Annotated in this window: 20 protein-coding genes and 1 riboswitch; of the genes, 9 read left to right on the plus strand and 11 right to left on the minus strand. The window is 72.1% G+C overall.

All coding sequences use genetic code 11. From position 1 onward, the window contains the following. Nucleotides 1-201 precede the first annotated feature (201 nt). Together ACGF5O_RS32580 and ACGF5O_RS32585 are read right to left on the minus strand one after the other, a co-directional pair. The gene (locus ACGF5O_RS32580) at nucleotides 202-1,197 is read right to left on the minus strand and encodes a DsbA family protein (protein WP_393813470.1); all 996 of its coding nucleotides are present in this window, start codon (nucleotides 1,195-1,197) and stop codon (nucleotides 202-204) included. Next, a complete protein-coding gene (locus ACGF5O_RS32585) occupies nucleotides 1,194-1,628 on the minus strand; it encodes an RrF2 family transcriptional regulator (protein WP_393813503.1) in 435 nt (144 codons plus the stop codon). Before ACGF5O_RS32585 ends, ACGF5O_RS32580 begins: the two co-directional genes overlap by 4 nt. A 138-nt stretch (nucleotides 1,629-1,766) precedes the next feature. Between ACGF5O_RS32585 and ACGF5O_RS32590 the strand changes: the two genes are divergently transcribed. Then, nucleotides 1,767-2,273, plus strand: a complete 507-nt coding sequence (locus ACGF5O_RS32590) for a cupin domain-containing protein (protein WP_393813471.1) — start codon at nucleotides 1,767-1,769, stop codon at nucleotides 2,271-2,273. On the opposite strand, the gene ACGF5O_RS32595 is transcribed toward ACGF5O_RS32590, so the two are convergent. The 7 genes from ACGF5O_RS32595 to ACGF5O_RS32625 form a co-directional block, all read right to left on the minus strand. Further along, nucleotides 2,230-3,318, minus strand: a complete 1,089-nt coding sequence (locus ACGF5O_RS32595) for an LLM class flavin-dependent oxidoreductase (protein WP_393813472.1) — start codon at nucleotides 3,316-3,318, stop codon at nucleotides 2,230-2,232. The genes ACGF5O_RS32590 and ACGF5O_RS32595 overlap by 44 nt on opposite strands. 13 nt (nucleotides 3,319-3,331) lie before the next feature. Continuing rightward, complete coding sequence (locus ACGF5O_RS32600; protein ID WP_393813473.1) at nucleotides 3,332-5,044, minus strand: dipeptide ABC transporter ATP-binding protein; 1,713 nt, start codon at nucleotides 5,042-5,044, stop codon at nucleotides 3,332-3,334. Continuing rightward, nucleotides 5,041-5,964 carry an ABC transporter permease gene (locus ACGF5O_RS32605; RefSeq protein WP_393813474.1) on the minus strand — a complete coding sequence of 308 codons (924 nt, stop codon included), beginning with the start codon at nucleotides 5,962-5,964 and terminating at the stop codon, nucleotides 5,041-5,043. Before ACGF5O_RS32605 ends, ACGF5O_RS32600 begins: the two co-directional genes overlap by 4 nt. Then, on the minus strand, nucleotides 5,961-6,920 hold the full coding sequence (locus ACGF5O_RS32610) for an ABC transporter permease (protein WP_393813475.1): 960 nt from the start codon (nucleotides 6,918-6,920) through the stop codon (nucleotides 5,961-5,963). Before ACGF5O_RS32610 ends, ACGF5O_RS32605 begins: the two co-directional genes overlap by 4 nt. Before the next feature lie 3 nt (nucleotides 6,921-6,923). After that, the gene (locus ACGF5O_RS32615) at nucleotides 6,924-8,543 is read right to left on the minus strand and encodes an ABC transporter substrate-binding protein (protein ID WP_393813476.1); all 1,620 of its coding nucleotides are present in this window, start codon (nucleotides 8,541-8,543) and stop codon (nucleotides 6,924-6,926) included. A 224-nt stretch (nucleotides 8,544-8,767) separates the two neighbouring features. Beyond that, nucleotides 8,768-8,884 (minus strand): putative leader peptide, encoded by a 117-nt coding sequence (locus tag ACGF5O_RS32620; protein WP_393813477.1) that lies wholly within the window; start codon nucleotides 8,882-8,884, stop codon nucleotides 8,768-8,770. Between the two features lie 35 nt (nucleotides 8,885-8,919). Further along, nucleotides 8,920-9,033, minus strand: a riboswitch (SAM riboswitch). Nucleotides 9,034-9,215: 182 nt separating this feature from the next. Then, the gene (locus ACGF5O_RS32625) at nucleotides 9,216-9,884 is read right to left on the minus strand and encodes a peptidase E (RefSeq protein ID WP_393813478.1); all 669 of its coding nucleotides are present in this window, start codon (nucleotides 9,882-9,884) and stop codon (nucleotides 9,216-9,218) included. Nucleotides 9,885-9,898: 14 nt separating this feature from the next. On the opposite strand from ACGF5O_RS32625, the gene ACGF5O_RS32630 reads away from it, so the two are divergent. The 8 genes from ACGF5O_RS32630 (at nucleotide 9,899) to ACGF5O_RS32665 (ending at nucleotide 23,268) form a co-directional block, all read left to right on the plus strand. Beyond that, nucleotides 9,899-10,063, plus strand: coding sequence for a hypothetical protein (locus ACGF5O_RS32630; RefSeq protein WP_393813479.1), 165 nt, complete (start codon nucleotides 9,899-9,901; stop codon nucleotides 10,061-10,063). A gap of 22 nt (nucleotides 10,064-10,085) precedes the next feature. Then, a complete protein-coding gene (locus ACGF5O_RS32635; protein WP_393813480.1) occupies nucleotides 10,086-10,901 on the plus strand; it encodes a DUF427 domain-containing protein in 816 nt (271 codons plus the stop codon). Nucleotides 10,902-11,014: 113 nt separating this feature from the next. Continuing rightward, nucleotides 11,015-11,296 carry a hypothetical protein gene (locus ACGF5O_RS32640; protein WP_393813481.1) on the plus strand — a complete coding sequence of 94 codons (282 nt, stop codon included), beginning with the start codon at nucleotides 11,015-11,017 and terminating at the stop codon, nucleotides 11,294-11,296. 196 nt (nucleotides 11,297-11,492) lie between these two features. Continuing rightward, nucleotides 11,493-12,773, plus strand: coding sequence for an ergothioneine biosynthesis glutamate--cysteine ligase EgtA (gene egtA, locus ACGF5O_RS32645; protein WP_393813482.1), 1,281 nt, complete (start codon nucleotides 11,493-11,495; stop codon nucleotides 12,771-12,773). A 478-nt stretch (nucleotides 12,774-13,251) separates the two neighbouring features. Further along, nucleotides 13,252-16,485, plus strand: coding sequence for an alpha-L-rhamnosidase (locus ACGF5O_RS32650; protein WP_393813483.1), 3,234 nt, complete (start codon nucleotides 13,252-13,254; stop codon nucleotides 16,483-16,485). A 273-nt stretch (nucleotides 16,486-16,758) separates the two neighbouring features. Next, nucleotides 16,759-20,844, plus strand: a complete 4,086-nt coding sequence (locus ACGF5O_RS32655) for a beta-galactosidase (RefSeq protein ID WP_393813484.1) — start codon at nucleotides 16,759-16,761, stop codon at nucleotides 20,842-20,844. Nucleotides 20,845-21,191: 347 nt separating this feature from the next. Then, nucleotides 21,192-22,343 (plus strand): NlpC/P60 family protein, encoded by a 1,152-nt coding sequence (locus ACGF5O_RS32660; protein WP_393813485.1) that lies wholly within the window; start codon nucleotides 21,192-21,194, stop codon nucleotides 22,341-22,343. Nucleotides 22,344-22,347: 4 nt separating this feature from the next. Continuing rightward, the gene (locus ACGF5O_RS32665) at nucleotides 22,348-23,268 is read left to right on the plus strand and encodes a hypothetical protein (RefSeq protein ID WP_393813486.1); all 921 of its coding nucleotides are present in this window, start codon (nucleotides 22,348-22,350) and stop codon (nucleotides 23,266-23,268) included. Nucleotides 23,269-23,353: 85 nt separating this feature from the next. Here the strand turns inward: ACGF5O_RS32665 and ACGF5O_RS32670 are convergent, their stop codons facing one another. Both ACGF5O_RS32670 and ACGF5O_RS32675 read right to left on the minus strand, forming a co-directional pair. Continuing rightward, nucleotides 23,354-24,004: a transglycosylase SLT domain-containing protein gene (locus tag ACGF5O_RS32670; protein WP_393813487.1), complete on the minus strand. Its 651-nt coding sequence runs from the start codon at nucleotides 24,002-24,004 to the stop codon at nucleotides 23,354-23,356. A gap of 132 nt (nucleotides 24,005-24,136) precedes the next feature. Further along, nucleotides 24,137-24,537: hypothetical protein (locus ACGF5O_RS32675; RefSeq protein WP_393813488.1), on the minus strand; the 401-nt coding region annotated here is incomplete at its 5' end.

Raw genomic sequence — 24,537 nt, forward strand, 5'->3', positions numbered from 1 at the left:
GTGGCTGCGGTCAGGCGCCTGCGGGGCGAGGGCGGCAGGCGGTCAGCGACAGAGGGCGCTGCAGGTGCGCCGCAGATCCACATAGCGGCACACCACACCGGGGTGGGTCGTGTGCATGTCCAACATCGTGGCGGTCGCGGGGTGCGGCTGTCAATGGACACTAATTGGTGTCTCATTCGGTGGACGGAGCTCCACCGCCGGTCAGGGCGTCGGCCGGGTGGCGGGGTGGGTGGATGCCTCCTCCGGGTCCAGCCACAGCGGCCCGCCCGCGGTCTCCACCCGGACGGCGTCCGGCGGCGGCCACGCGCCCCGCGTCAGCAGCGCGCGCTCCGGCTCGGTCAGGCTGTGGTACCGGGCCAGTGCCACCGCCCCGGACAGCGCCTGAGGGGCCGTCGGCAGCCCCGGGCAGAAGGCGCCGACGGCGGTGGCGTACACCTCGTACGGCCGCCACCCGGGCACCACCCGGCGGCCCCCGGCCCCGCACACGACGAGCGTCGGCAGCGCGTACCGGTGCCCGCCGTCGGGCGTCTCCCTGGCGGTCCCGGGATGCGGCGAACCACCCGGCACGGACAGCGCGCCGGACAGTGCGCCGGAGGGCGTGTCCGACGGCGTGTCTGACAGCGCCTCGGAGAGCGCGTCGGGCAGCACTTCGGGCACCGGTCGCCGCGCCTCCGCGTGGTCCGCGCGCACCCCGTCGAGTACGGCCGCGGAGGCGGCGTCGGCCGCCAGCCGCCGTGTGTCGAGCCCGGGTACGCCGGTGGCCGCGTCCAGCGCCGCCCCGAGGGTGTCGGCCGGCTCGCCGAGCACGAAGACGGTCTCCCGCAGCCGTCGTAGCACCCGGTCGGCCACCTCGGGCCCCTGGAGCTCGGCCGCCTTCGCGACCAGCGAGGAGGGCCAGGAACTCGCGGCCACCCGGCTCAGCCGGAGCGCCCGGGGGGCACGGGTGTGACCGGCGATGCCCTCGACGTAGCGGGTGTACCAGGCGGTCTCGGCCGCCGGATCGGGGGCCGGGTCGTCGTCGTGGTCGAAGAGGATGCAGAACACCCGGCGCCACCGGACCCGGCCGGCCAGCGCCGTGCGCAACCCTCGGAAGACGGGCTCCGAACCCCAGGCCCAAGGGCACAACGGGTCGGTGTACTCGACGACTTCGACGTCCTCGACGACTTCGACCGGCGGCACGGCCCGACCGCCCGTCACGCGGCGCCCTGGGCTGCCGGCCGCCCTGCCGGCTCCGCCGGCAGCAGCCCGGCGATGGTGACCCCGGCCAGCACGGCGGTGGCCTCCTCCTCGATCCGCCGCCACACGTCCGGCAGGCCGAGGGCGGGCCCCGGGTAGTCCAGCCCGGCCAGCGGCTCGCCGCGCAGGGTGATCACCTCGCCGTCCACCGCCCGGGCGACGTCCAGCAGGCTTATCTCGGCGGCCGGCCGGCCCAGCCAGTACCCGCCCTCGCAGCCGCGCTGGCTGCGGACCAGACCGGCCCGGCGCAACTCGCCCACCACGGACTTGAGGAACCGGAACGGGATGTCCTGCGAGGACGCGACCGCCTCACAGGTCAGCGGGCGGTCCGGCTGTCGGGCGAGCTCCAGCAGAGCGCGGGCGGCGTAGTCCGCCTTGGCGGAGATGTACATGCCCCCATCATGCCGGACCCGTGCCGCCGGACGGGGGGTCTCCATGCCCCCGGTTCCTTCATTGCGGCAACATTGCCGCAGGTGAACCGCAAAGGACACCTCTTGACATCCTTTCCGGCGCGGTCCTAGCGTCCCGCTATGAGCGAGTCGCTGACGACCCCCGGTGAAGGCTTCCACCCCCATCTCCACGACACCCAGGACCGCCCGGCGACGCCCCTGCGCACCCGGCTGCACCACATCCGCGCCGACGCCCTGGACGGCGACACCGCGCAGTCCGGCGGCATGCGCAGGTTCGCCGCCGTCAGCGGACGGACCGTCGGCTCCGAGAAGCTCTGGATGGGCCAGACCCACGTCGCCCCCGCGACCGCCAGCTCCGACCACCACCACGGCGAGTCCGAGACCGCGATCTACATCGTGAGCGGCCACCCCGAGTTCGTCTTCCTGGACGACACCGGCGAGCGGCCCGAGGAGGTGCGGCTGCGCACCTCGCCGGGCGACTACATCTTCGTACCCCCCTTCGTCCCGCACCGCGAGGAGAACCCGGACCCCGCGGTGGAGGCCGTGGTCGTCATCGCCCGCTCCACCCAGGAGGCGATCGTGGTCAACCTGCCCGGCCTGTACGCGCTTCCGGCCGACGGGGCGTGACGTCAGGGGCCCGCCCCGTTCCGGCAGGAGCGGCGCCGGGCCGCCAGCCCAGCCCGGGGGCGACGAGGTGCCGTATGTCGTGCAGGATCTGCTCGTACTCCTCCCGGTGGAACTCGTACGGCAACTCCAGGCGCAGCTCCGTCACTTCGGCGAGCACCGGGTCGGCGGTGAGCCGCTCCAGGATCTGCTCGGCGGTGCCCACCACATCCGGGGCGAACAGGACGCGCCTCGGGCCCTGCGGCGCGAGGGTGCGCGCATGGCGGCTCGCCGCGTAGGCCCGGTAGCGGGCCCGGGTGGCCGCGTCGGCGCTGTCCAGGGGCACGATCACCCGGCCCAGGGCCACGCGCGGCGCACGGCCGTTCGGCAGCGCGCGCCGGTACTCCGCCAGCAGGTTGAGCTGGGCCGTGGTGAAGTCGTCGGTGGCCTCGCCGGTGACGATGTTCCCGGACAGCAGACCCAGGCCCTGGCCGGCGGCCCAGCGGACCGAGCGCAGGCTGCCGCCGCCGTACCAGATACGGCGCGCCAGGCCGGGGTCGTGCGGTTGCAGACGGGGGCGCTGGACGTTGCCCGGCGAGTGGATGACGGTGTCCGGGCCGCCGAGGTAGTCGCCGCGCAGGTTCTGCACGACCCGGGCGATCCGGCCGTACGACAGGTCGAAGCCGCGCCAGTCGCCGTCGTACACCAGGTCGCCGAGCAGGTCGGCGTGCGGCATGCCGGTGCTGAAACCGATCTGGAGCCGGCCCCGGGACAGCACGTCGGCCAGCGCCAGGTCCTCGGCGAGCCGGAACGGGCTCTCGTAACCGATCGGGATGACCGCCGTACCGAGCTCGATCCGCTCGGTCCGCTGCCCGGCCGCCGCGAGGAACACGGCCGCCGAGCCGACGCCGTGTTCGAGGTGGCGCTGCCGGATCCAGGCGCCGTCGTAGCCGAGCCGCTCGCCGTACTCGAACAGCTGAAGGGTCTCCTCCAGGCCGCGGTAGGGGTCGTCGTCCGCGAAGTTGCCGGGCGTCAGGAAGGCCAGAGAGGTGATGTGCGGAGTGCTCATGTGTCGCCGGTCCTCAACTCGTGGTGGTCTCGGCGGCGGGGGAGGGGACACGCCCGCCCGGAATCGCCGCCAGCAACTCGCGGGTGTACTCGTGACGGGGGGACGCGAACAGGTCGTCAGGCGGCCCCGTCTCCACGATCCGCCCGGCCCGCATGACGGCGACCTGGTGCGCGATCTGCCGTACGACGGCCAGGTCGTGGGAGATGAACAGGTACGCCACGCCGGTGTCCGCCTGCAACTCGGCCAGCAGGTCCAGGACTTGGGCCTGCACGGAGACGTCGAGCGCGGAGACGGGTTCGTCGCACACCACCAGGTCGGGGGAGAGGGCGAGGGCACGCGCGACGGCCACCCGCTGGCGCTGTCCGCCCGAGAGTTCGGCCGGGCGCCGCTCCAGCGTCGCGGCGGGCAGCGCCACCCGGTCGAGGAGTTCGCGGGCCCGGTCCAGCCGGGCCGCGCGGTCGCCGACCTTGAACGCCCGCAGCGGCTCCGTGATCACCTCGCCGACGGAGAAGCGCGGGTCTAGCGAGGCGTACGGGTTCTGGTAGACCAACTGGGCGCGCCGGCGCAGCCGTCTCACCTCGGCACCCTTGGCGGTGGTGACGTCGGTGCCGTCGAACAGCACCTGTCCCGAGGTCGCCTCGGCCAGGCACAGCACCAGCCGGGCGGTGGTGGACTTGCCCGAGCCCGACTCCCCGACCAGGGCGAGCGTCGCCCCGCGCCGCAGGGTGAGGCTGACGTCGTCGACCGCGCGCAGGGTCCGGATCTCGCGGCCGGACCGTGGCAGCCTGAACTCCTTGACCAGATGGCGCGTTTCGACCAGGGGAGGCGCCGGGTCCGCAGGGGCGGTGGAGACCGGGACGCGGGGGCGGGCCGTGGTCAGGCTCGGTGCGGCGGCCAACAGCCGCCGCGTGTGCTCGTGTTGCGGGTCGGCCAGCACCGCGGCGGTCTCGCCCGCCTCGACGACCCTGCCCTGCTCCATGACCACCAGGCGCTGCGACCGGTCGGCGGCCACCCCGAGGTCGTGGGTGACCAGCAGGATCGCGGTGCCCGACGTCTCGGTGAGGTGCTGGAGATGGTCGAGGATGACCCGCTGCACGGTGACGTCCAGGGCGCTGGTCGGCTCGTCGGCGATGATCAGCCGGGGGTTCGCCGCGATCGCGACCGCGATCAGGGCACGTTGCCGCATGCCGCCGGACAGCTCGTGCGGGTACTGCCGGGCCCGGACGGCCGCGTCGGGCAGCCCGGCCCGGTCGAGGACGGCGACCGCCTCGGCCGCCGCCCCGCGCCGGGTCGCCAGGCCGTGAATGCGCAGCACCTCGGCGACCTGCTCGCCGATCCGCTTCACCGGGTTGAGCGAGACCGTCGGATCCTGCGGGACCAGTCCGATCCGCGCGCCGCGCACGGTGCGCAGCTCCGCCTCGGAGAGGGCGGTCAGCTCGTGCCGGCCGAAGCGGACCGTGCCCGCGTCGATGGTGCCGTTCGCCGCCAGCAGCCGGATGACGGCGTGCGCGGTGGTGCTCTTGCCGGAGCCGGACTCACCGACCACGGCGGTCACCTGCCCGGGCCATACGTCCAGGTCCACGCCCCGTACGGCCGGTACCGTGCCGCCCCGGGTGCGGTACGACACGGACAAGCCGCGGATCTCCAGGACCGGTGTGGTCACGTCCCCACCGTTCTCGTCACCGTTCACGTGTGCGTTTCCGTTCTCCTGCGCGTTGTGGGTCATCGCTGCCGCGCCCACTCGCCGTCCAGCGCCCGTGCGACGCGGTTGGCGGCCAGCACGGTCGCGGCGATCGCCAGACCGGGCAGCGCGGTCAGCCACCAGGCGTTGGCCAGGTAGTTGCGGCCGTCGGAGATCAGCGTCCCCCACTCGGGGGCGGGCGGCGGCGCGCCGTAGCCGAGGAAGCTCAGCGCCGACACGGCCAGGATCGAGGAACCGAAGTCCAGGGTGGCCAGCACGACCACTGGCCCCGCGGCGTTGGGCAGCACGTGCCGGGCAAGCACCGAGTACCAGCGGGCCCCGCAGGACCGGGACGCCTCCACGAACACCGCCTGCCGCACCCGCAGCACCTCCGCCCGGGCCACCCGGGCGAAGGAAGCGACGCTGGCGATGCCGACCGCGACGGCCACCTTCACCGTCCCGTACCCGAGCGCGGTGACCAGGGCCAGCGACAGGAACAGCGCGGGGATGGCGAGGAGGACGTCGACGAAGCGCATCAGCACGTCGTCCACCCAGCGGCCCACGAACCCGGCGACCGTGCCGAGCAGCCCGCCGACCACGAACGCGACCAGGACCGCGATCAGCGTGGCCTTGAGGGAGAGCTGGGCGCCGTGGACCACGCGGGAGAAGACGTCGCGGCCCAGTTCGTCGGTGCCGAACCAGTGACTGCCGCTCGGGCCGCGGAAGTTCCGGGACGGAACCCCCTTCAACGGGTCCTGCGAGGTGAACAGGTCCGGCCGGAAGGCGGCCAGCACCACCAGCACGAGGACGACGGCGGACAACAGCAGACCGGGGCGGCGCAGCAGGAAGCGCAGCACCCGGCGGCCACCGGCGGACCGGCCGGGCGCCGCGGGGGATCCGTCCCCGACCGGCCGGGCCGGGCCCGGGGCGGCCTCCGCCCGGTCGTCGACAAGGCTCTGACTCATGCGAAGCCCGCCCTTCTCTCCGAGGTCACCACGATCCGCGGGTCAAGCAGTGGATAGACGAGGTCCACGAGCAGGTTCGCCGCCACGAAGATCAGCGCGCCGAACACCACCACCCCCTGGACCAGCGGGAGGTCCTGGGTGGTGACCGCACCCGCGGTCACCCGGCCCAGACCGTCGCGGGAGAACACCGTCTCGACCACCACCGAACCGGCGATCAGTTGCCCGACCAGCAGGCCGACGACCGTCAGCGCCGGCAGCGACGCGTTGCGCAGCGCGTGCCGCAGATGCACCCGCCACCGGCCGGCCCCCTTGGCCCGCGCGGTCTCCACATAGGCCTGGTCGAGCGCGGTCAGCAGGCTCTTCGCCAGCACCTGGGCGACCTGCGCGCCGGTCGGCACCGCCAGCGTGAGCGCGGGCAGCACCAGCCCCTTCAGCCCGTCGTTGCCGAACGCCGGGAACCAGCGCAGCTTGAACGAGAACGCCTCGACGAGCAGCAGCCCGACCCAGAACGTCGGCACCGACACCCCCAACGGGGGCAGTGACAGCAGCAGTTGGCGCAGCCACCGGCGTGAGGTGTACGTCGCCACCACCGCGAGCCCGCCGCCGAGGACCACCGCCAGCAGCAGCGCGGCACCGGTCAGCCGGAGCGTCTGCGGCAGCGCGTCGGCTAGCGTGGCGGTCACCGGGCGGCCGGTGGAGACCGCGTCGCCGAAGTCCCCGCGCACCGCCCGGCCCAGATACTCCGCGTACTGCACCAGCACCGGCTTGTCGAAGCCGTACTCGTGCCGCAGCTCGGCGAGTTGCGCCGGATCGACCTGCCCGGTGTCCATCCCGGCACCCGCCATCGCGGACACCGGGTCACCGGGAAGGAAGTCCAGCACCAGGAACGACACCGTGTAGGCCGCCCACAGCACGCCGACCGCCTGCGCCAGCCGTTTGATCACGTAGCGGCGCATCAGCTAGCCGATCCAGGTGTCGTGCAGCTGGATACGGCTGCCGGAGTCGAACGCCAGGTCGTGCACCTTGTCCGAGACGCCGAGCTGGGTCTGGAGCTCCACCACCGGCACGTCGTACGCGTTCCGCACGATCAACCGCTGTGCCTCGCCGACCAGTTGCCGCCGCTTCGCGATGTCCGTGGTCGCGGCCTGCGCGGACAGCGCCGTGTCCAGCGAACTGGCGGCCAGGTGGTAGAAGTTGCCCAGCCGCGTGGAGAAGGAGCTGCGCAGGATGTCCGGGTCGGCGCGGGTGGTGTTCCCCCACACCACGTCGAAGTCACCGGACTGGAGCGTGGTGGCGAACTGGGTGACCGGGAGCTGCTTGAGCACCACGTCGATCCCGACGGCCTTGAGCTGCTGCTGGACCAGCTCCAGCGCGGGCTGGTTGGTGGCCGCGTTCGGGAACCAGCTGATGGTCAGGGACAGCTTCTTGCCGGCCATGGCTCGGATGCCGTCGCTACCCGTCTTCCAACCGGACTGGTCCAGCAGGGACTTGGCCTTGGCCGCGTCGTACGCGAGGTCCGAGGACAGGTCCGTGTAGTCGGGTGTGGTGTGCGCCAGGACGCTGGTCGCCGACCGGGTGCCGGTCGGGAAGACGGTGGCGGCGATCTGTTTCCGGTCGACGGCGGCCGAGATCGCCTGCCGGACCTTCGTGTCCTTCAGCAGGGGCCGGGAGTTGTTGAGCCCGAGGCCGAACACCACTCCGGGGTTGGCCCGGCTCCGCAGGGTGACCTGGCCGCCCTTGAGCGCCGCCTCGTCGGCCCTGCCGACGCTGCTGATGGCGTCCACCTGCCCGGACTGGAGACTGCCGGCCCGCACCCCCGCCTCGGGCACGACCTTGAACACCAGCCGGTCCAGGTAGGCCTCGCCCTTCTTCGTCCAGAGCGAGGAGCCCCAGTCGTACCCGGTCCGCCTGTCCAGGGTGATCGACTGGTTCTGCACGTACTGCTTCAGCACGAACGGCCCGGACCCGACCACCCCGTCGCTGCACTTCCGCTGCGGGCTCTGCCTGATGCTCGCCGAGGACTCGATGCCCAGCGAGTGGGTCGAAGTCGCCTGCAGGAACTGGGCGTTGGGCTGCTCGAAGGCCACCTTGACGGTGAGCGGGTCGACCGCGGTGGTGCTCTTGACGCCGCTCAGGTAGCCCTCGGCGAGGGTGCCCAGGGCGCCGAGCCTCGGCACCGCGTCGAAGTTGTCCTTGACCACCTGCGCGGTCAGCTTCGAACCGTCGCTGAAGGTGACTCCGGACCGCAGACGGAATGTGAACGTCCGCGCGTCGGCGCTGATGTCCCAGCTCTTGGCGAGCCACGGCACGATCCTGCCGGTCTTCGGGTCCTGGTCGGTCAGGGAGTCCACGATCTGGCGTACCGAGTAGATGGTGTCGTTGCTGCCGACCTGCTGCGGATCCAGGCAGCCGGCGTCGGAGCCCACCGCGAAGGTCAGGGTGCCGCCGGACTTGGCCGGGCCGCTGCCGCCGCCGGAGCCGTCGTCGCCCGAACCGCACGCGGTCAGCAGGACGCTGGTGGTCAGGAGCGCGGCCAGGGGCGCCCATCGGATGGTTCTGAAATCCGGGAGTGCTCTCACGGAGGGGTCTCTCCTACTCGTGTCACCCAGGCGCGACCGCGCAGGGAAGTGCGGTGCGGGGACGGGCAGGTGCGTGCGACCCGGGCGGATCGAACCCGGCCGGGGATGCGCTGCGCAGACAGGGGGTTGGCATGCCGACGACACCGGGAACCGGCGGCGGGCGGAACGGCGGCGCGATGACGCCGTGGCCGGTGACGGAGGTCAGCCGGCGCCGGCCGCGCGGGTCAGACCCGACAGAGGCAGCTGGTCGAGCGCTTCAGATCGATGTGGCGCCGGCGCGAGAGCCTGGAGTACGCCGTGGCGTCGGTGGGGGAGGCCGCAGGATCGACGCTGTGCCGCATGCCGGTCCCTCCCCTTCTCCGGCCCCGGTCACGGGGCCACGCGCTTGCGGGAGTCGTCGGTGACCCCGCCGGGCTTTCACCTGGAGCACCCCACCGCGCGGGAGGGTTGCCGGTCAGCGAGCCAGGGCTTGACGCTGACACTCAATGCCGTTGGTGATGCTACGGACCGGTTTTGTCGTACGTCAATGCCACGACCTGACGCCCCCTCCGGGAGGCAGGGGCCGTCTCACGGGCCGGGACGGACGGTGGACGCACCTTGTTCCGCGTGCTGTGCTCCGGTCATGGAGACCGCAGGTCGGGCACACGCCCTGTGGCTCGGCCCGGCACGCGCTCACGGATGGAATCGCCACCGGCCCTCGGAGACGACGTCCACCTTGCCGTCCCTGACGCGGATCGCCGTGTCGTCGTCGATGAAATAGACCGGGAAGTCCGCGCGCGAGGCGATGCGGTCGGCCCACGGGTCGTCCCGCTCGGGGAAGTCCGGCGAATACAGGTGGGGCTTGAGATACCAGTCGAAGAGGCCGAACGGCGGCTCCACGGTCGTCGCCCCGAGCACGTGGAGGTCCGGTGTGTCCCCGATGACGTCGGCCGAATGGGCGGTCAGGTTCCGGCTGAAGATCATGGAGCCGGCGCTGACTCCCACGTAGACCCGGCTCGCCAGCGCCTCCAGGAAGCCGTCGGCAAGGCCGTTGCCGGTGATGCTGCGCGCGAGGTGGTAGTGGTTGCCGCCCTCGACGTAGATGACGTCGGCGTGGAGCAGCCGGTCGAGCACCAGCTGCCGGGGCAGGCCGTTCAGCTCCAGGACGTCGAACTCCCGCCAGCCGAGACCGTGCAGTCGGTTCATGTCCGCGAGGAACCATCCGTGGTCCCCGGGCTCGGCGACGGACGCCGTGGGAACGAACACGACGTTGGCCGACGAGAACGGCTTGCCCAGCATGTCCCGCAGCGCGTCCCGCAGCGTCTCGTTGCGCAGGCCGCTCGCCGTCAGCAGAAGGTTCATCGAGCGAGCCAACCATGATCGGGGGACGCGCGCAACGAACCAGCGAACGGCCCGACCTCTCGGTGTGGGAGCGTGCTGGTGGCAACGCCGAGGAGTACCTGTTGATCTTCGGCTGCCCCGAGCAGCTCGCGGCCCGGCGGGACGGCCGCCCCCCCCACATCACCGGAGTCACCGCGTGAACCAGCCGAAGGAGAGCCGCCCATGACCACCTTCCCCACCGCGCAGGCCGTGCGGACCACCCCCGAGGGTCTCCTGTGGGAGCCGAGCGAACGCTGGGTGCGGGGCCGCAAGGGCGAGGTCACGGTCGTCGACAGCCGCCACCCCGTCCTCGTCTGGGAGCCGGGTGTTCCCGTACCCCTGTACGCGTTCCCGCGCGCGGAGGTGCGCGAGGAACTCCTGCGTCCCGCGGAGAACCCGCCGACCGGCACCCACACCGGCTCGCGGATCTTCTACGACGTCGAGGTCGACGGCGAGCTGCTGGCGAACGCGGCCTGGACCTTCCCGGCCGCCGACCTGGCCGGCCACATCGCCTTCGAGTGGTTCCGGCGCGTCGGACGGGGCCTGGACCACTGGTACGAGGAGGAGGAAGAGATCTTCGTCCACCCCCGTGACCCGCACAAGCGGGTGGACGCCATCCCCAGCAGCCGTCACCTCGTGGTCGAGATCGACGGCACGGTCGTCGCGGACACCCGCCGCCCGGTCCTGCTCTTCGAGACCGGCCTGCCCACCCGTTACTACGTCCCGCGCGAGGACGTCCGCCTCGACCTGCTCGAAGCCACCGACCACCACACCGGCTGCCCCTACAAGGGGACCGCCCGGTACTGGTCGTGGCGCGGCGAGGCCGACGTCCCGCCCGACGTCGTCTGGAGCTACCCGGACCCGTTGCCCGCGGTCGGCGCCGTCAAGGGGCTCCTCGCGTTCTACAACGAGGCCGTCGACATCACCCTCGACGGCGAACGGCTGGCGCGCCCCGTCACCCACTTCACCAAGGCGCTCACGGAGCGGCAGCGCACCTGAGGACCGGCGCGAAACCGCGGACGCGGTCCTTGTGCACGATCCCGGCTGGACGCCCTGCTGGAGCACGCCGGGACCCTGGACGACCCCGGGCAGGTCCGCCGCAGCCTCAACGAGTGGCACGACACGGTACGTGCCGCCGCTCACAACACCACCGTCTGGTCACTGCTGCACACCGTCGACGCCCAGGTGAAGACCAGCGCCCCTGGCGGACCCGCACGGTCGAGGACACCTTCGACGCGACCCTCGGCGAACACCGGGCGATCACCGAGGCGATCCGGGAGGACGACGCCGAGACGGCCCGGCTGCGCATGCTCGCGCACCACGAACACGACCGGGACACGCGCATCCGGCAGAAGGTGCGCCGGGACACCGGCGGTGGACTGCCGCCCGGCTGACGGCGGTCGGGGACGGCGGTCCGGGACGGCCCGGGTCGGTCCGGCAGCCCGTTGCGGGTTGCCGTATGCCCGGTCGTCTGGAAAGTGCGCTCTTGTCATGACAGGGCGGGACGGCGGACTCTGGCAGCAGGCACGGCGGTACGCGTACCGGACGTCGGATCCCCGACGGCCCTGAGGCGGCTCAGGAGGCTCCCGGATGTCGGTTTCACCGGAGTGCGGCATCGATGGTCCTGCCCTCACCGAACACGAGGCGGAGGCACTGGTCGAGGGAATCTGCTTCAAGACGGGCCCGCCGCGCAGCGTCGGGGTCGAGGTGGAGTGGCTCGTCCACCGGGAGCGGGCACCGCACGACCCGGTGGGCCGGGCCGAGTTGGCAGCGGCCCACGCCGACCTGCGCACCCTCCCGCTGGCGTCCGGACTGAGCGTCGAGCCCGGCGGTCAGGTGGAACTCAGCTCCCGGCCGGCCCCGTCACTGGCCGACTGCGTCTCGGAGGTCTCCGCCGACCTGGACGCGGTGCGCACCGCACTGCGCGGGCACGGCCTGACCCTGGCCGGGATGGGCGTCGACCCGTGGCAGTCCCCTCGCCGGTTCCTGCGGGAGCGCCGCTACGACGCGATGGAGGCCTGCCTCGACCGTACCGGCTCGGCCGGACGCACCCTGATGTGCACGTCGGCCTCCGTCCAGGTGTGCCTCGACGCCGGACGGGAGGAACCCGGCGTCATGGGATTCGCCCGCCGCTGGTGGCTGGCCCACCACCTGGGCGCGGTCCTGGTCGCGGCGTTCGCGAACTCGCCCATGGCCGAAGGCCGCGCCACGGGCTGGCTGTCCACCCGGCAGCTGAAGTGGGCGGAACTCGACCCGGGCCGGGCCGGCGGACCCTCCCTGGCGCATGGCCCGCGCCACGCCTGGGTCCGGCGGGTCCTCGACGCGCCGGTGATGTGCGTACGGCGGGACGGCCCCTGGGAGGTGCCGGACGGGGTGAGCTTCCGCGAGTGGACCCGCTCGCGCTCCATGCGCCCGCCCACCCACGCGGACCTCGACTACCACATCAGCACCCTGTTTCCGCCGGTCAGGCCGCGCGGACACCTCGAACTGCGCATGATCGACGCCCAGCCCGGCGACGACGGGTGGATCGTCCCGCTCGCGGTGGTCACCGCCCTGTTCGACGACCCGGACGCCGCCGCGATCGCGCACCGGGCCGTGGCGCCGCTGGCCGAGCGGGCCGCCGGGGCACCGGCGCCGCACAATCCGCTGTGGACCGCCGCGGCACGCCACGGACTCGCCGACCCCGGACTGCGGCGCGCCGCGGTCACCTGCTTCGACGCCGCGCTGGAGGCCCTGCCCCGAATGGGCGCGAACACCAGGGTCGTGGACACCGTCGCGGCCCACGCCGACCGCTACGTCCGACGCGGCCGCTGCCCCGCCGACGACGTACTCGACCGGGCGGCGTCCGCGCGGCACCGAGCGGAACGGTGAGGCACGTCGCGCTGTTGCCGCGGTAACGCCCGAGGCCGTCAAGTCGTCACTGAAGCACGAGAGTTCGGGCCGCGTCGTGCTCCCGGCCGCCGACGTGCTCAGCCCGCCTGGCGGCGCTCGGGTGCCGTCAAGGGCCTCCACCCCTCAGAAACCGATCGGTTGACCGTACGTCGGCCGCCCCGGCCGCTGTCCAGGACGAGCGACGCGGCCCACGGCGGCTCGGCGGCCCGCTCGCTCCACGGCCTGGCCATGGGGATCGACTTGCCGCCGAGGATTGATTGAAACCGTTCAATCGGTCCTGACTCGCCTCCTCGTGCACCGGTCCTGCCCGCGAACGCCACGAACCAACCGCGTCGCGAAATCGCCCGCACGACGATTGACCCCCGCGCCGCCCGGCTTTACGTTACCCACGCCCCTCAGTATTGAATCGATTCAACCAGCAACGATTCATTCCACCCGTGTGAGTGAGGAGTCGCAGATGATCAGCAGGAGGAACATGCTCGCGGGCGCCGCCGCCGCGGTCGCGGCGGCCACCGTCGACGGTGTGTCGGCATCGACGGCGTCGGCTTCCGGGCGGCCCCGGGCGCAGGCCCGTACACAGCCCGGCACGGCGGGGGACGGGCTGAGCGTCGCCGCGCCGACCGTCGAGTACGTCCGCCACCCCCTGGGCCTCGACGCCCAACGCCCGCGACTGAGCTGGCCGTTGGTCTCCGACGGGGTGGACGTGCGGCAGAGCGCCTATCAGGTCCGGGTCGCCACCACGGCCTCGGGCCTCGCCCACCCCGACGTCTGGGACAGCGGGAAGGTCGCCTCCGGCGAGTCCGTCCTCGTGCCGTACGCCGGTCCCGCGCTGCGGTCCCGGACGCGCTACCACTGGTCCGTGCGGGTGTGGGACGGCGCGGACAGGGCCTCCGGCTGGAGCGCACCGTCGTGGTGGGAGACCGGGCTCATGGGCACCGGGCAGTGGACCGCGGACTGGATCTCCGCACCGGCGAGCCTCACCGACGCGCCGTCCTTCGACGGCGGTTCGTGGATCTGGTTCCCCGAGGGCGACCCCACGAGCAGCGTGCCGGCGGCCACCCGCTGGTTCCGGCGCACCGCCGAACTGCCCGCCGGGATCACCGCGGCGACGCTCGCCATCACCGCGGACAACGTGTACACCGTCTCCGTGAACGGCGTCGAGGTCGGGCACACCGACCTCGACACGGACAACGAGGACTGGCGGCGCCCCGCCGTGATCGACGTACTGGACCGCGTACAGGCCGGTGACAACGTTATCGCCGTCTCGGCCACCAACGCGACCGAGGGCCCGGCGGGGCTCGTCGCCGTCCTCGTGGTGCGCACCGCCTCGGGTGAGCAGGAGGTGTTCACGGACGCCTCCTGGAAGTCCACGGACACGGAACCGGCCGCTGGCTGGAACGAGTCGGGGTTCGACGACGCGGGCTGGCCGGCCGCCAGGGTGGCGGCCGGCTGGGGCGGTGGGCCGTGGGGGAGGGTCGTCCCGGTGTCGTACGCCGTCACCCGGCTGAGGCACGAGTTCCGGCTCCCCGGCAAGAAGGTGGCGCGCGCCCGCCTGTACGCCACGGCGCTCGGCCTGTACGAGGCCCACCTCAACGGCAGCCGCGTGGGCAACGACGAACTGGCGCCCGGCTGGACCGACTACCGCACGCGGGTCCAGTACCAGACGTACGACGTCACCGCGCTCCTGCGGCCGGGCGCCAACGCCATCGGGGCGTACCTGGCACCCGGCTGGTACGCGGGCAACGTGGGGATGTTCGGGCCCGGCCAGTACGGACAACACCCCTCTCTACGGGCCCAGTTGGAAGTGGAGTACGCCGACGGGACGAGCGAGCGCGTCACGTCGTCCGTGGACTGGCGGGCCGCCGCCGGGCCGATCGTCGCGGCCGACCTGCTGAACGGCGAGACGTACGACGCCCGCAAGGAGACCCCCGGCTGGACCTCACCCGGCTTCGACGACGCCAACTGGCCCGGCGCGCGCGGCGAGGGCGACATCGGGCCCGGGCTGATCGTCGCGCAGGTGGACGGACCGGTGCGCGTGGAGCGGGAGTTGACTCCGAAGGGGGTGACCCAGCCCAGGCCCGGGGTGTACGTGTTCGACCTGGGCCAGAACATGGTCGGCTCGGTACGGCTGCGGGTGTCGGGGGACGCGGGCACGACCGTGCGGCTCAGACACGCCGAGGTGCTCAACCCCGACGGCACGCTCTACACCGCGAACCTGCGGAGCGCGGCGGCGACGGACACGTACACCCTCAAGGGCGGCGGGGAGGAGGTCTACGAGCCGCGTTTCACCTTCCACGGGTTCCGCTACGTCGAGGTGACCGGATTCCCCGGTACCCCGACGGCACAGGCCGTCACCGGGCGCGTCATGCACACGGACGCCCCCTTCACCCTGGACTTCGAGACCGACGTGCCGATGCTGAACCAGCTGCACCGCAACATCACCTGGGGGCAGCGCGGCAACTTCCTCTCCGTGCCGACCGACACGCCCGCGCGAGACGAGCGGCTGGGCTGGACCGGCGACATCAACGTCTTCTCGCCCACCGCCGCCTACACCATGGAGTCGGCCCGGTTCCTGTCCAAGTGGCTCGTCGACCTGCGGGACTCGCGGACCTCGGCGGGCGCGTTCACGGACGTGGCGCCGGTGGTCGGCACCCTCGGCAGCGGCACCGCGGGCTGGGGCGACGCGGGCGTCACCGTGCCCTGGGCCCTCTACCAGGCCTACGGCGACCGCCAGGTCATCGCGGACGCCCTGCCCTCCGTCCGGGACTGGCTGACATACCTGGAGCAGCACAGCGACGGACTGCTGCGCCCCGCCGAGGGATACGGCGACTGGCTGAACGTCGACGACGAGACCCCCAAGGACGTCATCGCCACCGCGTACTTCGCGCACAGCGCCGACCTCGCGGCCCGGATGGCGGCGGAACTCGGCGAGGACGCCGACGCGGCGACCTACCGCGACCTCTTCGGCCGGATACGGACGGCCTTCCAGAACGCCTACGTCACCGCCGACGCCAAGGTGAAGGGCGACACGCAGACGGCGTACGTCCTGGCCCTGTCCATGGACCTGCTGCCGGACGCCGCGCGCCGGGCCGCGGCCGACCGCCTCGTCGCCCTGATCGAGGCCAGGGACGGGCACCTGTCCACCGGATTCCTCGGCACGCCCCGGCTGCTGCCCGTGCTGACCGACACCGGACACACCGACGTCGCCTACCGGTTGCTGCAGCAGCGCACCTTCCCCAGTTGGGGCTACCAGATCGACCGGGGCTCCACCACCATGTGGGAGCGCTGGGACTCCATCCGTCCCGACGGCAGCTTCCAGGACCCTGGCATGAACTCCTTCAACCACTACGCCTACGGCTCTGTGGGGGAGTGGATGTACACGAACATCGCCGGCATCGCGGCGGGTCGGCCCGGCTACCGCGAGATCGTCGTCCGCCCTCGTCCGGGCGGCGCCGTCACCACCGCCGACGCCCGGTTCACCTCGGTCCACGGCCCCGTCGCCACCCGCTGGCGGCAGCGGTCCGGCCGCTTCACCCTGACCTGCGAGGTGCCGCCCAACACGACCGCCGAGGTCTGGATCCCGACGGACACGCCGAAGAAGGTGACCCACACGCACGGCACCTTCCTGCGCCAGGAGGACGGCTGCGCCGTCTACCAAGTCGGCTCCGGCACCCACCACTTCACCGCCTGACACCGGCCCCTTCGGCCCCGCGAGGCGGACGGCCTGCCCGCTCGTCCGCCTCGCCGCCGCACACCTCGGTTGTGCTCTCCCGACCCATTGTGTTGAGCCTTGCGCCCCCTTACTGTTCGACTTTGCCCGAGTCTGTTTGGTGTTGATTGCTCAGTCGGTCTGGAGGCCGCGGTGCGGAGTGATCGGATCGGTTCAGAGGCAGCGAGACCCGGTTGGCGCCGATGGTGGCGACCCGTCCTCGCGGCAGCCGCCACCATCGCCCTGGCCGCGGGCATGACCGCGCCCGCGGCGGCGGCGCAGGACATCGGCGGGCAGCCACCCGCCGCCACGAGCGCCGAGAGCGCCGCGGCCCCGCAGGCGCACACGGTGACTCTCGACGGCTACTCGTTCCTCGTCGACGGCAAGCGCACCTACCTGTGGTCCGGCGAGTTCCACTACTTCCGGCTGCCGAGCCCGGACCTGTGGCGCGACATCTTCCAGAAGATGAAGGCCGCCGGCTTCAACTCCACGTCCCTGTACTTCGACTGGGGCTACCACTCGCCGAAGCCGGGCGTGTACGACTTCACCGGGGTCCGGGACGTCGACAAGCTCCTCGACATGGCGCAGGAGGCCGGTCTCTACGTCATCGCCCGCCCGGCGCCGTACATCAACGCGGAGGTCGACAGCGGCGGCCTGCCCGGCTGGCTGACCACCAAGGCCGGGAACAACCGCAGCGACGACCCGCGGTTCCTCAAGTACGCGGACGAATGGCTGACGCAGATCGACCGGATCATCGCCCGCCACCAACTCACCAACGGTACCGGGTCGGTCATCGCCTACCAGGTCGAGAACGAGTACTACAACGGCTCGGCGGCCGGCCGCTCCTACATGCAGCACCTGGAGGACAAGGCTCGCGCCGACGGCATCACCGTGCCGCTGACCGGCAACAACAACGGCACCTTCAACTCCGGTACCGGCGCCCTGGACGTCGACGGCCCCGACTCCTACCCGCAGGGCTTCGACTGCTCGAATCCCTCGAAGTGGAACGGCGTCCCCGACATCAGCTACGACCACCCGGCCGGAAAGCCTTTGTACTCCCCGGAGTTCCAGGGCGGCGCCTTCGACCCCTGGGGCGGCCCGGGCTACGACAAGTGCGCCCAGCTGATCAACGACCAGTTCGCGAACGTGTTCTACAAGCAGAACATCGCCGTCGGCGCCACCGCCCAGAGCTTCTACATGACCTACGGCGGCACCAACTGGGGCTGGCTGGGCATGCCGGAGAACTACACGTCGTACGACTACGGGGCCGCGATCCGGGAGACCCGCCAGCTCGACCCGAAGTACTACGAGGACAAGCTGATCGGGTACTTCACCCAGTCGGTCGCCCCGCTGACCGAGACCGAGGCGATCAGGGCCACCCCGCCCGACGACTCCGCCGTCGTAGACACCGCCCGGATGAACCCCGACACGAAGACCCAGTTCCACGTCCTGCGACACGGCAACTCCACGTCCACCGCGGTCGACACGACGCACATCTCACTGGACTTCAACGCCCAGCCGGCCGGGGACACCACCTACACCTGGGACGACCCCGACTCCGCGCTCCAGTACGCCGGTTCGTGGTCGCACGTCGCCAACACCAGCTACACCGGCGGCGACTACAAGCACACCGAGTCGTTCTCCAACAAGGCCGGCGACTCGCTCACCGTCCCCTTCGACGGCACCGCGATCCGCTGGATCGGCTCGAAGACCAACAACCACGGCTACGCCGACGTCTACCTCGACGGCACCAAGGTCGCGACGGTCGACGACTCCGGCAGCGAGAACCAGGCCGTGCTCTTCCAGAAGACCGGCCTCGCGCCGGGTGCGCACACCCTGAAGATCGTCGTCGGCGGGACGCACAGCTCGGGGTCGACCGACAACTACGTGGCCGTCGACGCCATCGACGTACCGACGGGCGACTCCGCCGCGGAACCGACCTACCCGGTCGTGCCCCAGCAGCCCGGCACCGCGATCACCCTCGACGGCCGCGACTCCCACGTGATCGTGGCGAACTACCGGCTCGGTGACGCGCAGTTGCAGTACTCGACGTCCGAGATCATGACCAGCGCGACGATCGGCGACCGGGACGTCTCCGTCCTCTACGGCGACGCGGGCAGCGACGGCGAGACCGTCCTGCGCTACGCCACCGAGCCCACCGTCACCGCCACCGGCGGCACGGTCACCACCACCTGGGACGCGGCCACCGGCGACCTGCGCCTCAACTACACGCACAAGGGCCTGATCCGCATCAGCATCAGCGCCGACGGCAAGCGCCCGCTCCTGCTGCTCGTCGGCGACAAGGCCACGGCGGAGACCTTCTGGCGCCAGGACACGGCGACCGGCCCGGTGCTCGTGCGCGGCAGCCACCTGCTGCGCACGGCGACCAGCCTGGACGACGGCCGCACCGTCGCCCTCACCGGCGACAACGCCGACGACAAGAACATCGAGGTGTTCACCTCCGCCGACCGGGTCACCTGGAACGGCAGGACGGTGCGCGGCGGAGTCACCGACACGGCGAGCCGCACCGGGACCATCCCGACGGCCGCCCCGGTCCACCTGCCGGAACTGACGAACTGGAAGCACGCCGAGGAGTCGCCCGAATCGGCCCCCGGCTTCGACGACTCCGGCTGGCAGGTGGCCGACAAGGCAACCACCGACAGCGTCTCCGGCAGCGACACGCAACCGGTGCTCTACGCGGACGACTACGGCTTCCACACCGGCAACACCTGGTACCGCGGCCGCTTCCGCGCCACCGGCAAGGAGACCGGCGTCCACCTGGTCTCCGACTCCGGCGGCGGCGCGCAGGCCTTCTCCGCCTGGCTCAACGGCACCTTCCTGGGCAGCTCCACCACCGGCGGCGCCGACCTCACCTTCCCCCCCGGTTCGGTGAACGCCAAGGGCGACAACGTCATCTCCGTCCTCACCGTCAACATGGGACACGAGGAGGACTACAACTCGACCAACGGCAACAAGACCGCCCGCGGCCTGACCAGCGCCTCCCTCACCGGAGCGCCGCTGACCTCCGTCACCTGGCGGGTGCAGGGCGTACGCGGCGGCGAGGACCTCCAGGACACCGTCCGCGGCCCGCTCTCCACGGGCGGCCTGTACGGCGAGCGGGCCGGCTGGTCCCTGCCCGGCTACCCGGACCGGAGCTGGGACCAGGTGTCCCTGCCGACGACCGACACCCGTGCCGGCGTCTCCTGGTACCGCACCGACGCCGAGCTGGACCTGCCGCACGGCCAGGACACCTCGCTGGGGCTGACGTTCACCGACGACCCGTCCCGCAAGTACCGGGCCACGCTCTTCGTGAACGGCTGGCAGGTCGGCAACTACGTCAACTACCTGGGCCCGCAGCACACCTTCCCCGTGCCCAGCGGCATCCTCAACCCCAACGGCCACAACAGCATCGCCATCGCCGTGTGGAACCTGGACGGCAGCACCGGCGGCCTCGGCAAGGTCTCCCTCACCGACTACGGCAGCTACGCCTCGTCGCTGCGCGTCGCGCAGAACGACAGTCCGCGCTACGACCCCGCCGAGTACGCGATGCCCAAGCGTCCGGGAGCGGACGTCACCCTGGACGTGCCGGACACCGCCCAGTCCGCCCAGGCCTTCACGGCCGAGACGACGGTACGGGTGCCCGAGGACCGGCCGTCCGCCTCGCACCTGACGGCCTCGCTCGCCGCCCCCGACGGCTGGCGCGTGACCGCCGTCAGCCCGGGCTCGGTCGACCGGGTGCGACCGGGCGGAACGGCCACCTTCACCTGGACGGTCGAGCCGCCGGACGGGACCCTGCCGTCCGCCTCGGCACTCACCACCACGGTGGACTACGTGCAGAGCGGACGGCAGGCCACCGGCGGTGACGAGCGCATCGTCGGCGGGATCCCGCCGGCCCCGCCGGCCGGGCAGAGCGCCGTGAGCGACCTGCCGTTCCTGTCGTCCACCAACGGCTGGGGCCCGGTCGAGCGCGACACCAGCGTCGGCGAACAGGCGGCCGGGGACGGCCGTCCGATCACCGTCGCAGGCGTCGGCTACGCCAAGGGCCTGGGCACCAACTCGGTCAGCGACGTCCAGCTCTATCTCGCCGGAAAGTGCTCCCGGTTGACGGCGCAGGTCGGCGTCGACGACGAGACCGGCGGGGCGGGAACGGTGACGTTCTCCGTGATCGCCGACGGGAGGACCCTGGTGACCACCCCGACGATCCGCGGCAAACAGGCCGCCGTGCCGATCGACGTCGACGTCAGCGGCGCCCAGGTGCTCGACCTCAGGGTCGGCGACGCCGGTGACGGCAACGGCAACGACCACGGCGACTGGGGGATGCCCACGCTGACGTGCGGCTAGCCGGACGACGCACCGGGCACGACACCCCGGGCAACAGCGCCGGTTCTGCGGGCACTTCACGGTGCCCGCTCTCCTGGCCGACCGGACCGTTTCGGCGCGGACCGGTCGGCCGGGCGGTCGCCTGCCGCGAGGGCTTGACCTCGACCGGGTGGTCGAGACGGCGGCAAGTGGCAGCCTATGCCCGGGAGTTCCGCCACGATGCCACCCCGCCGGGACGCACCCGTCGTGCCCGGCCGCGGTGAAGAAGGCGCGTGCGGGCAGGTTGACACGCCCGGAGGTACAGGGGGTTCGCGGTTCGCGCCGGGGTAATGTGTTCAGGAATCGAACAGTTCTCCCCGGGAACCGTGATGACGGCTGCGACGGGAGAGCAGGCCGACCGGGCCACCCGCACGCGACCTCTGAAGATGGAGCCGATGAACGTGTCGACTCGTGCCGGACGGCTGCGGAGCCGAGCCGCCACAGCAGCCTTCTTCTGCGCGATCGCCCTGTTACCCGGCCCGAGTTACGCAACCCCGGGCGAACCCGATCCGCGCAACGAGAAGTCGATCGAGGACATCCACGACGAGCTGAACGGCCTCTACCGCCAGGCGGAGGTGGCGACCGAGGCGTACGACACCGCCGACGTGAAGGCGGCCGAGCAGGAGAAGCGGCTGGCGTCGCTCCACCGGGACCTGGCCCGCACCGAGGACAGACTGGCCAATCTGCACGACCTCGCGGGAGCGGCCGCCCGCACGCAGTACCGCGGGGGCAATCTCGACTCCACGGGCCTCCAACTGCTGCTCGGCGACCACCCCGAGCACGCCCTGGACGACGCGGCCCAGGCCCGCCAGGCCCTGCGCGACGTGGTCACGGTGTCCGAGAGCCAGGCGAACGCCCGCGCGGAGCTGAGCCGGCAGACGGACGCCGCCGCCGAGAAGCTGCGGGAACTGAAGAACACCCGCGCCGACAAGGCCGACGCGAAGCAGAAGATCGAGAAGAAGATCGCCGAGGCCGAGCAGATCGAGGCGGGGCTCAAGAAGGAACAAACCCGCAAGCTGGCCCAGTTGGAGAAGGAAGAGGCGAAGGAGGCCGAGGCCAAGTGGACGGGACCCGGCTCCGGCGGCACCACCTCGACCGGTACCGGTTCGGGCGGCGGCCGGACGAAGGTGAGCGGAGCGGCCGGGAGGGCCGTCGACTTCGCGCTGGCGCAGATCGGCAAACCGTACGTGTGGGGCGCGGTCGGCCCCTCGTCGTACGACTGCTCCGGGCTGACCTCCACCGCGTGGGCGGCGGCCGGGCACCCCATACCCCGCACCTCGCAGGCGCAGTGGCAGGGGCTGACCCGGGTCAGCCTGTCCTCCGTGCAGCCCGGAGACCTGATTATCTACTACGATGCCACCCATGTGGGCATGTACATAGGCGACGGACAGATCGTGCACGCCCCGCGGCCCGGACGCACGGTCACGACCGCCCCGGCCGCCTCCATGCCCATCCTCGGCGTCGTCCGACCCGGAGTCTGAGCGGATGACCTACTCACTGACCCCCCGCAACGAGGGAAACCTGCCCGCGCTCAGCGCACCCCCGCTGATCCGGCTCGACGCCTACGTGGCCGAGGACGGGTCGACGGTGGTAAACGGCCATCTGCTGGAGATGGGCGGCACGCGGCCCCCCAACGAGGCGATCCTCGACGCGATCGCGATGTTCGCCCGCACCCTGGGCGCCCCGGTGGCGGCCACCGTCATCGACCGCAGCGTGCTGCAGGTGGCGCGGCTGCGCGTCCACCCCGACGGCTCCAGCCGGACCATCGCCGACGAGGAGGACCTGCCGCCCGGGCGCGAGCGGACCGCCGCGGAGGAGGAGGCGTTCCCGCCGCTCGCCCGCGTCGAACGCATCATCCAGCACGCGCAGCGCGGGGAGCTGCACGCGGCGTCCGTCCTGGCCAGCGCCCTGCGGGAACACCTCACGCTGCGCCGGGGCGCCGAGGACGAACTCTCGCTGGAGGCACGGGCGATCGAGGCGTACCTCGCGTACCAGCGCGGCGACTACATGCTCTCCACCGTCCTCGCGCTGACCGTCGCCCGCATCCGCTGCCGCACCGACCTGAACCGGGCGGCACCCGAGGTGGCCCGCGCCACCGCGGCGTGGCAGCGGCTGACGGACGACGGCCAGGTGGCCACCCGCGGGCAGGAACTGCTGCACATGTGGGAACACCTGACCGCGGAGGGCGTCCCGCTGGAACCGGCCCAGCAGGCCATGGCCAGGGCCGTCCGCAGCCGGCTCGAACGGAGCAGCCACTCACTGCCGGCCCCGACCCCGTCCTCCCCACCCGCCGTGACGTCGGGCCAGGGACCGATCGCCCCCGAGGACACCCCCCTCAGCCCCACCCGCCGGGGCCTCCGCCGCTTCACCCGACGCGCGGGCAGGTCCACCGAGTCGCAGTCCTAGGCGTTCTCAGCGGTCCGCGAACGGCACGGGCCGGCGTTCGCCCGCGACTCGGACGGCGGGTGGCGCGGTGGTGGGTACCGTGTGCTCAGTACGCGTGGTGGACTTGCCAGAACGCCCAGGCCTGGCAGGGGCTGCCGTAGGTGGTGTTCATGTAGTTGAGACCCCACTTGATCTGCGTGGCCGGATTGGTCTGCCAGTCGGCGGCGACCGTGGCCATCTTGGAGCCGGGCAGGGCCTGGACGAGGCCGTAGGCGCCGGAAGAGGGGTTGACCGCGAGGTAGTTCCAGGTGGACTCGTGGTCCACGATGTTGCTGAAGCACTGGAACTGGCCGCTGCCCACGATCTCCGCGGCCATCGCCTTGAGCTGCGCCACGGTGTAGGAGCTGCGCACCTGGAAGCTGGCGGTGGGGTCGCCGGCCGCCGCGCGCTCCTCGGCCGCGTCCTTCTTGGCCTGCGCCGCCTTGGCCGCCGCGGCCCGGGCGGACTGCTCGGCGTCCGTCCGGGCGCTGGCGTCCGCCTGCACCGCCATGGCGTCGGCCTGCTGCGTCAGCGACGTGGTCTGCACCCGGGCCTGCTGCCCCGTGGGCAGGTCCGCGAGGAGGGTGGCGTCGGCCGCCTTCGCCTCCCCGTCGTTGTTCTGCGCGCTGCTGCCCGAGGCGACACCGACGACACTTCCGACAGCGGTGACCGCGGTGGCAGACGCCACGGCGATCCCCCGGACCGATATGCGGCTCACGCGCTTCTCTTCCTCTTCGCCCGGGCCACCGTCTGCGGCGGTCGACGGAAGTGGTTCGCTTGACGGGTACGACGGTTGGAACACTCTTGCGTGCCGGCCCGGCCGGCGCAATGGCGGAGGGCGTGCGGATCCTCACATCTTCGCCGGAGCCGGGTTCGGACCGGGTGCGGCGCGGGACGGGTCGGCCGCCACGAACTCGGCGCAGTGGATGAGGAGTCGGCCCATACCCGCGTCCTCCACGGTCACCGATATCCGGCGCCGGTCGCCGGGCGCGAGCAGCTCGGCGGAGACGGGGACCTCCGCGTGCACGGTGCCGTCCTCGCCGGCGGTGGCGCGGTTCTCGCCGGCGCTGCGGACGCCCGGTCCCTCGATCGCGAGCAGTACCGGCCGGCCCGGGATGTGCTCGGCCTCGACGACGACCACCTGCAGCGGTTGCTCAGTAGGTGTTTTTGATCCCTGGCCGTGAGCTGCGCGTACCTGGATGATCTGGGGTGTGGGGGCTGGCAGGACGGCTCGGCGGTACTGCCGAGAGT

The organism is Streptomyces sp. NPDC048291 (assembly GCF_043201715.1).
Classification (GTDB): domain Bacteria; phylum Actinomycetota; class Actinomycetes; order Streptomycetales; family Streptomycetaceae; genus Streptomyces.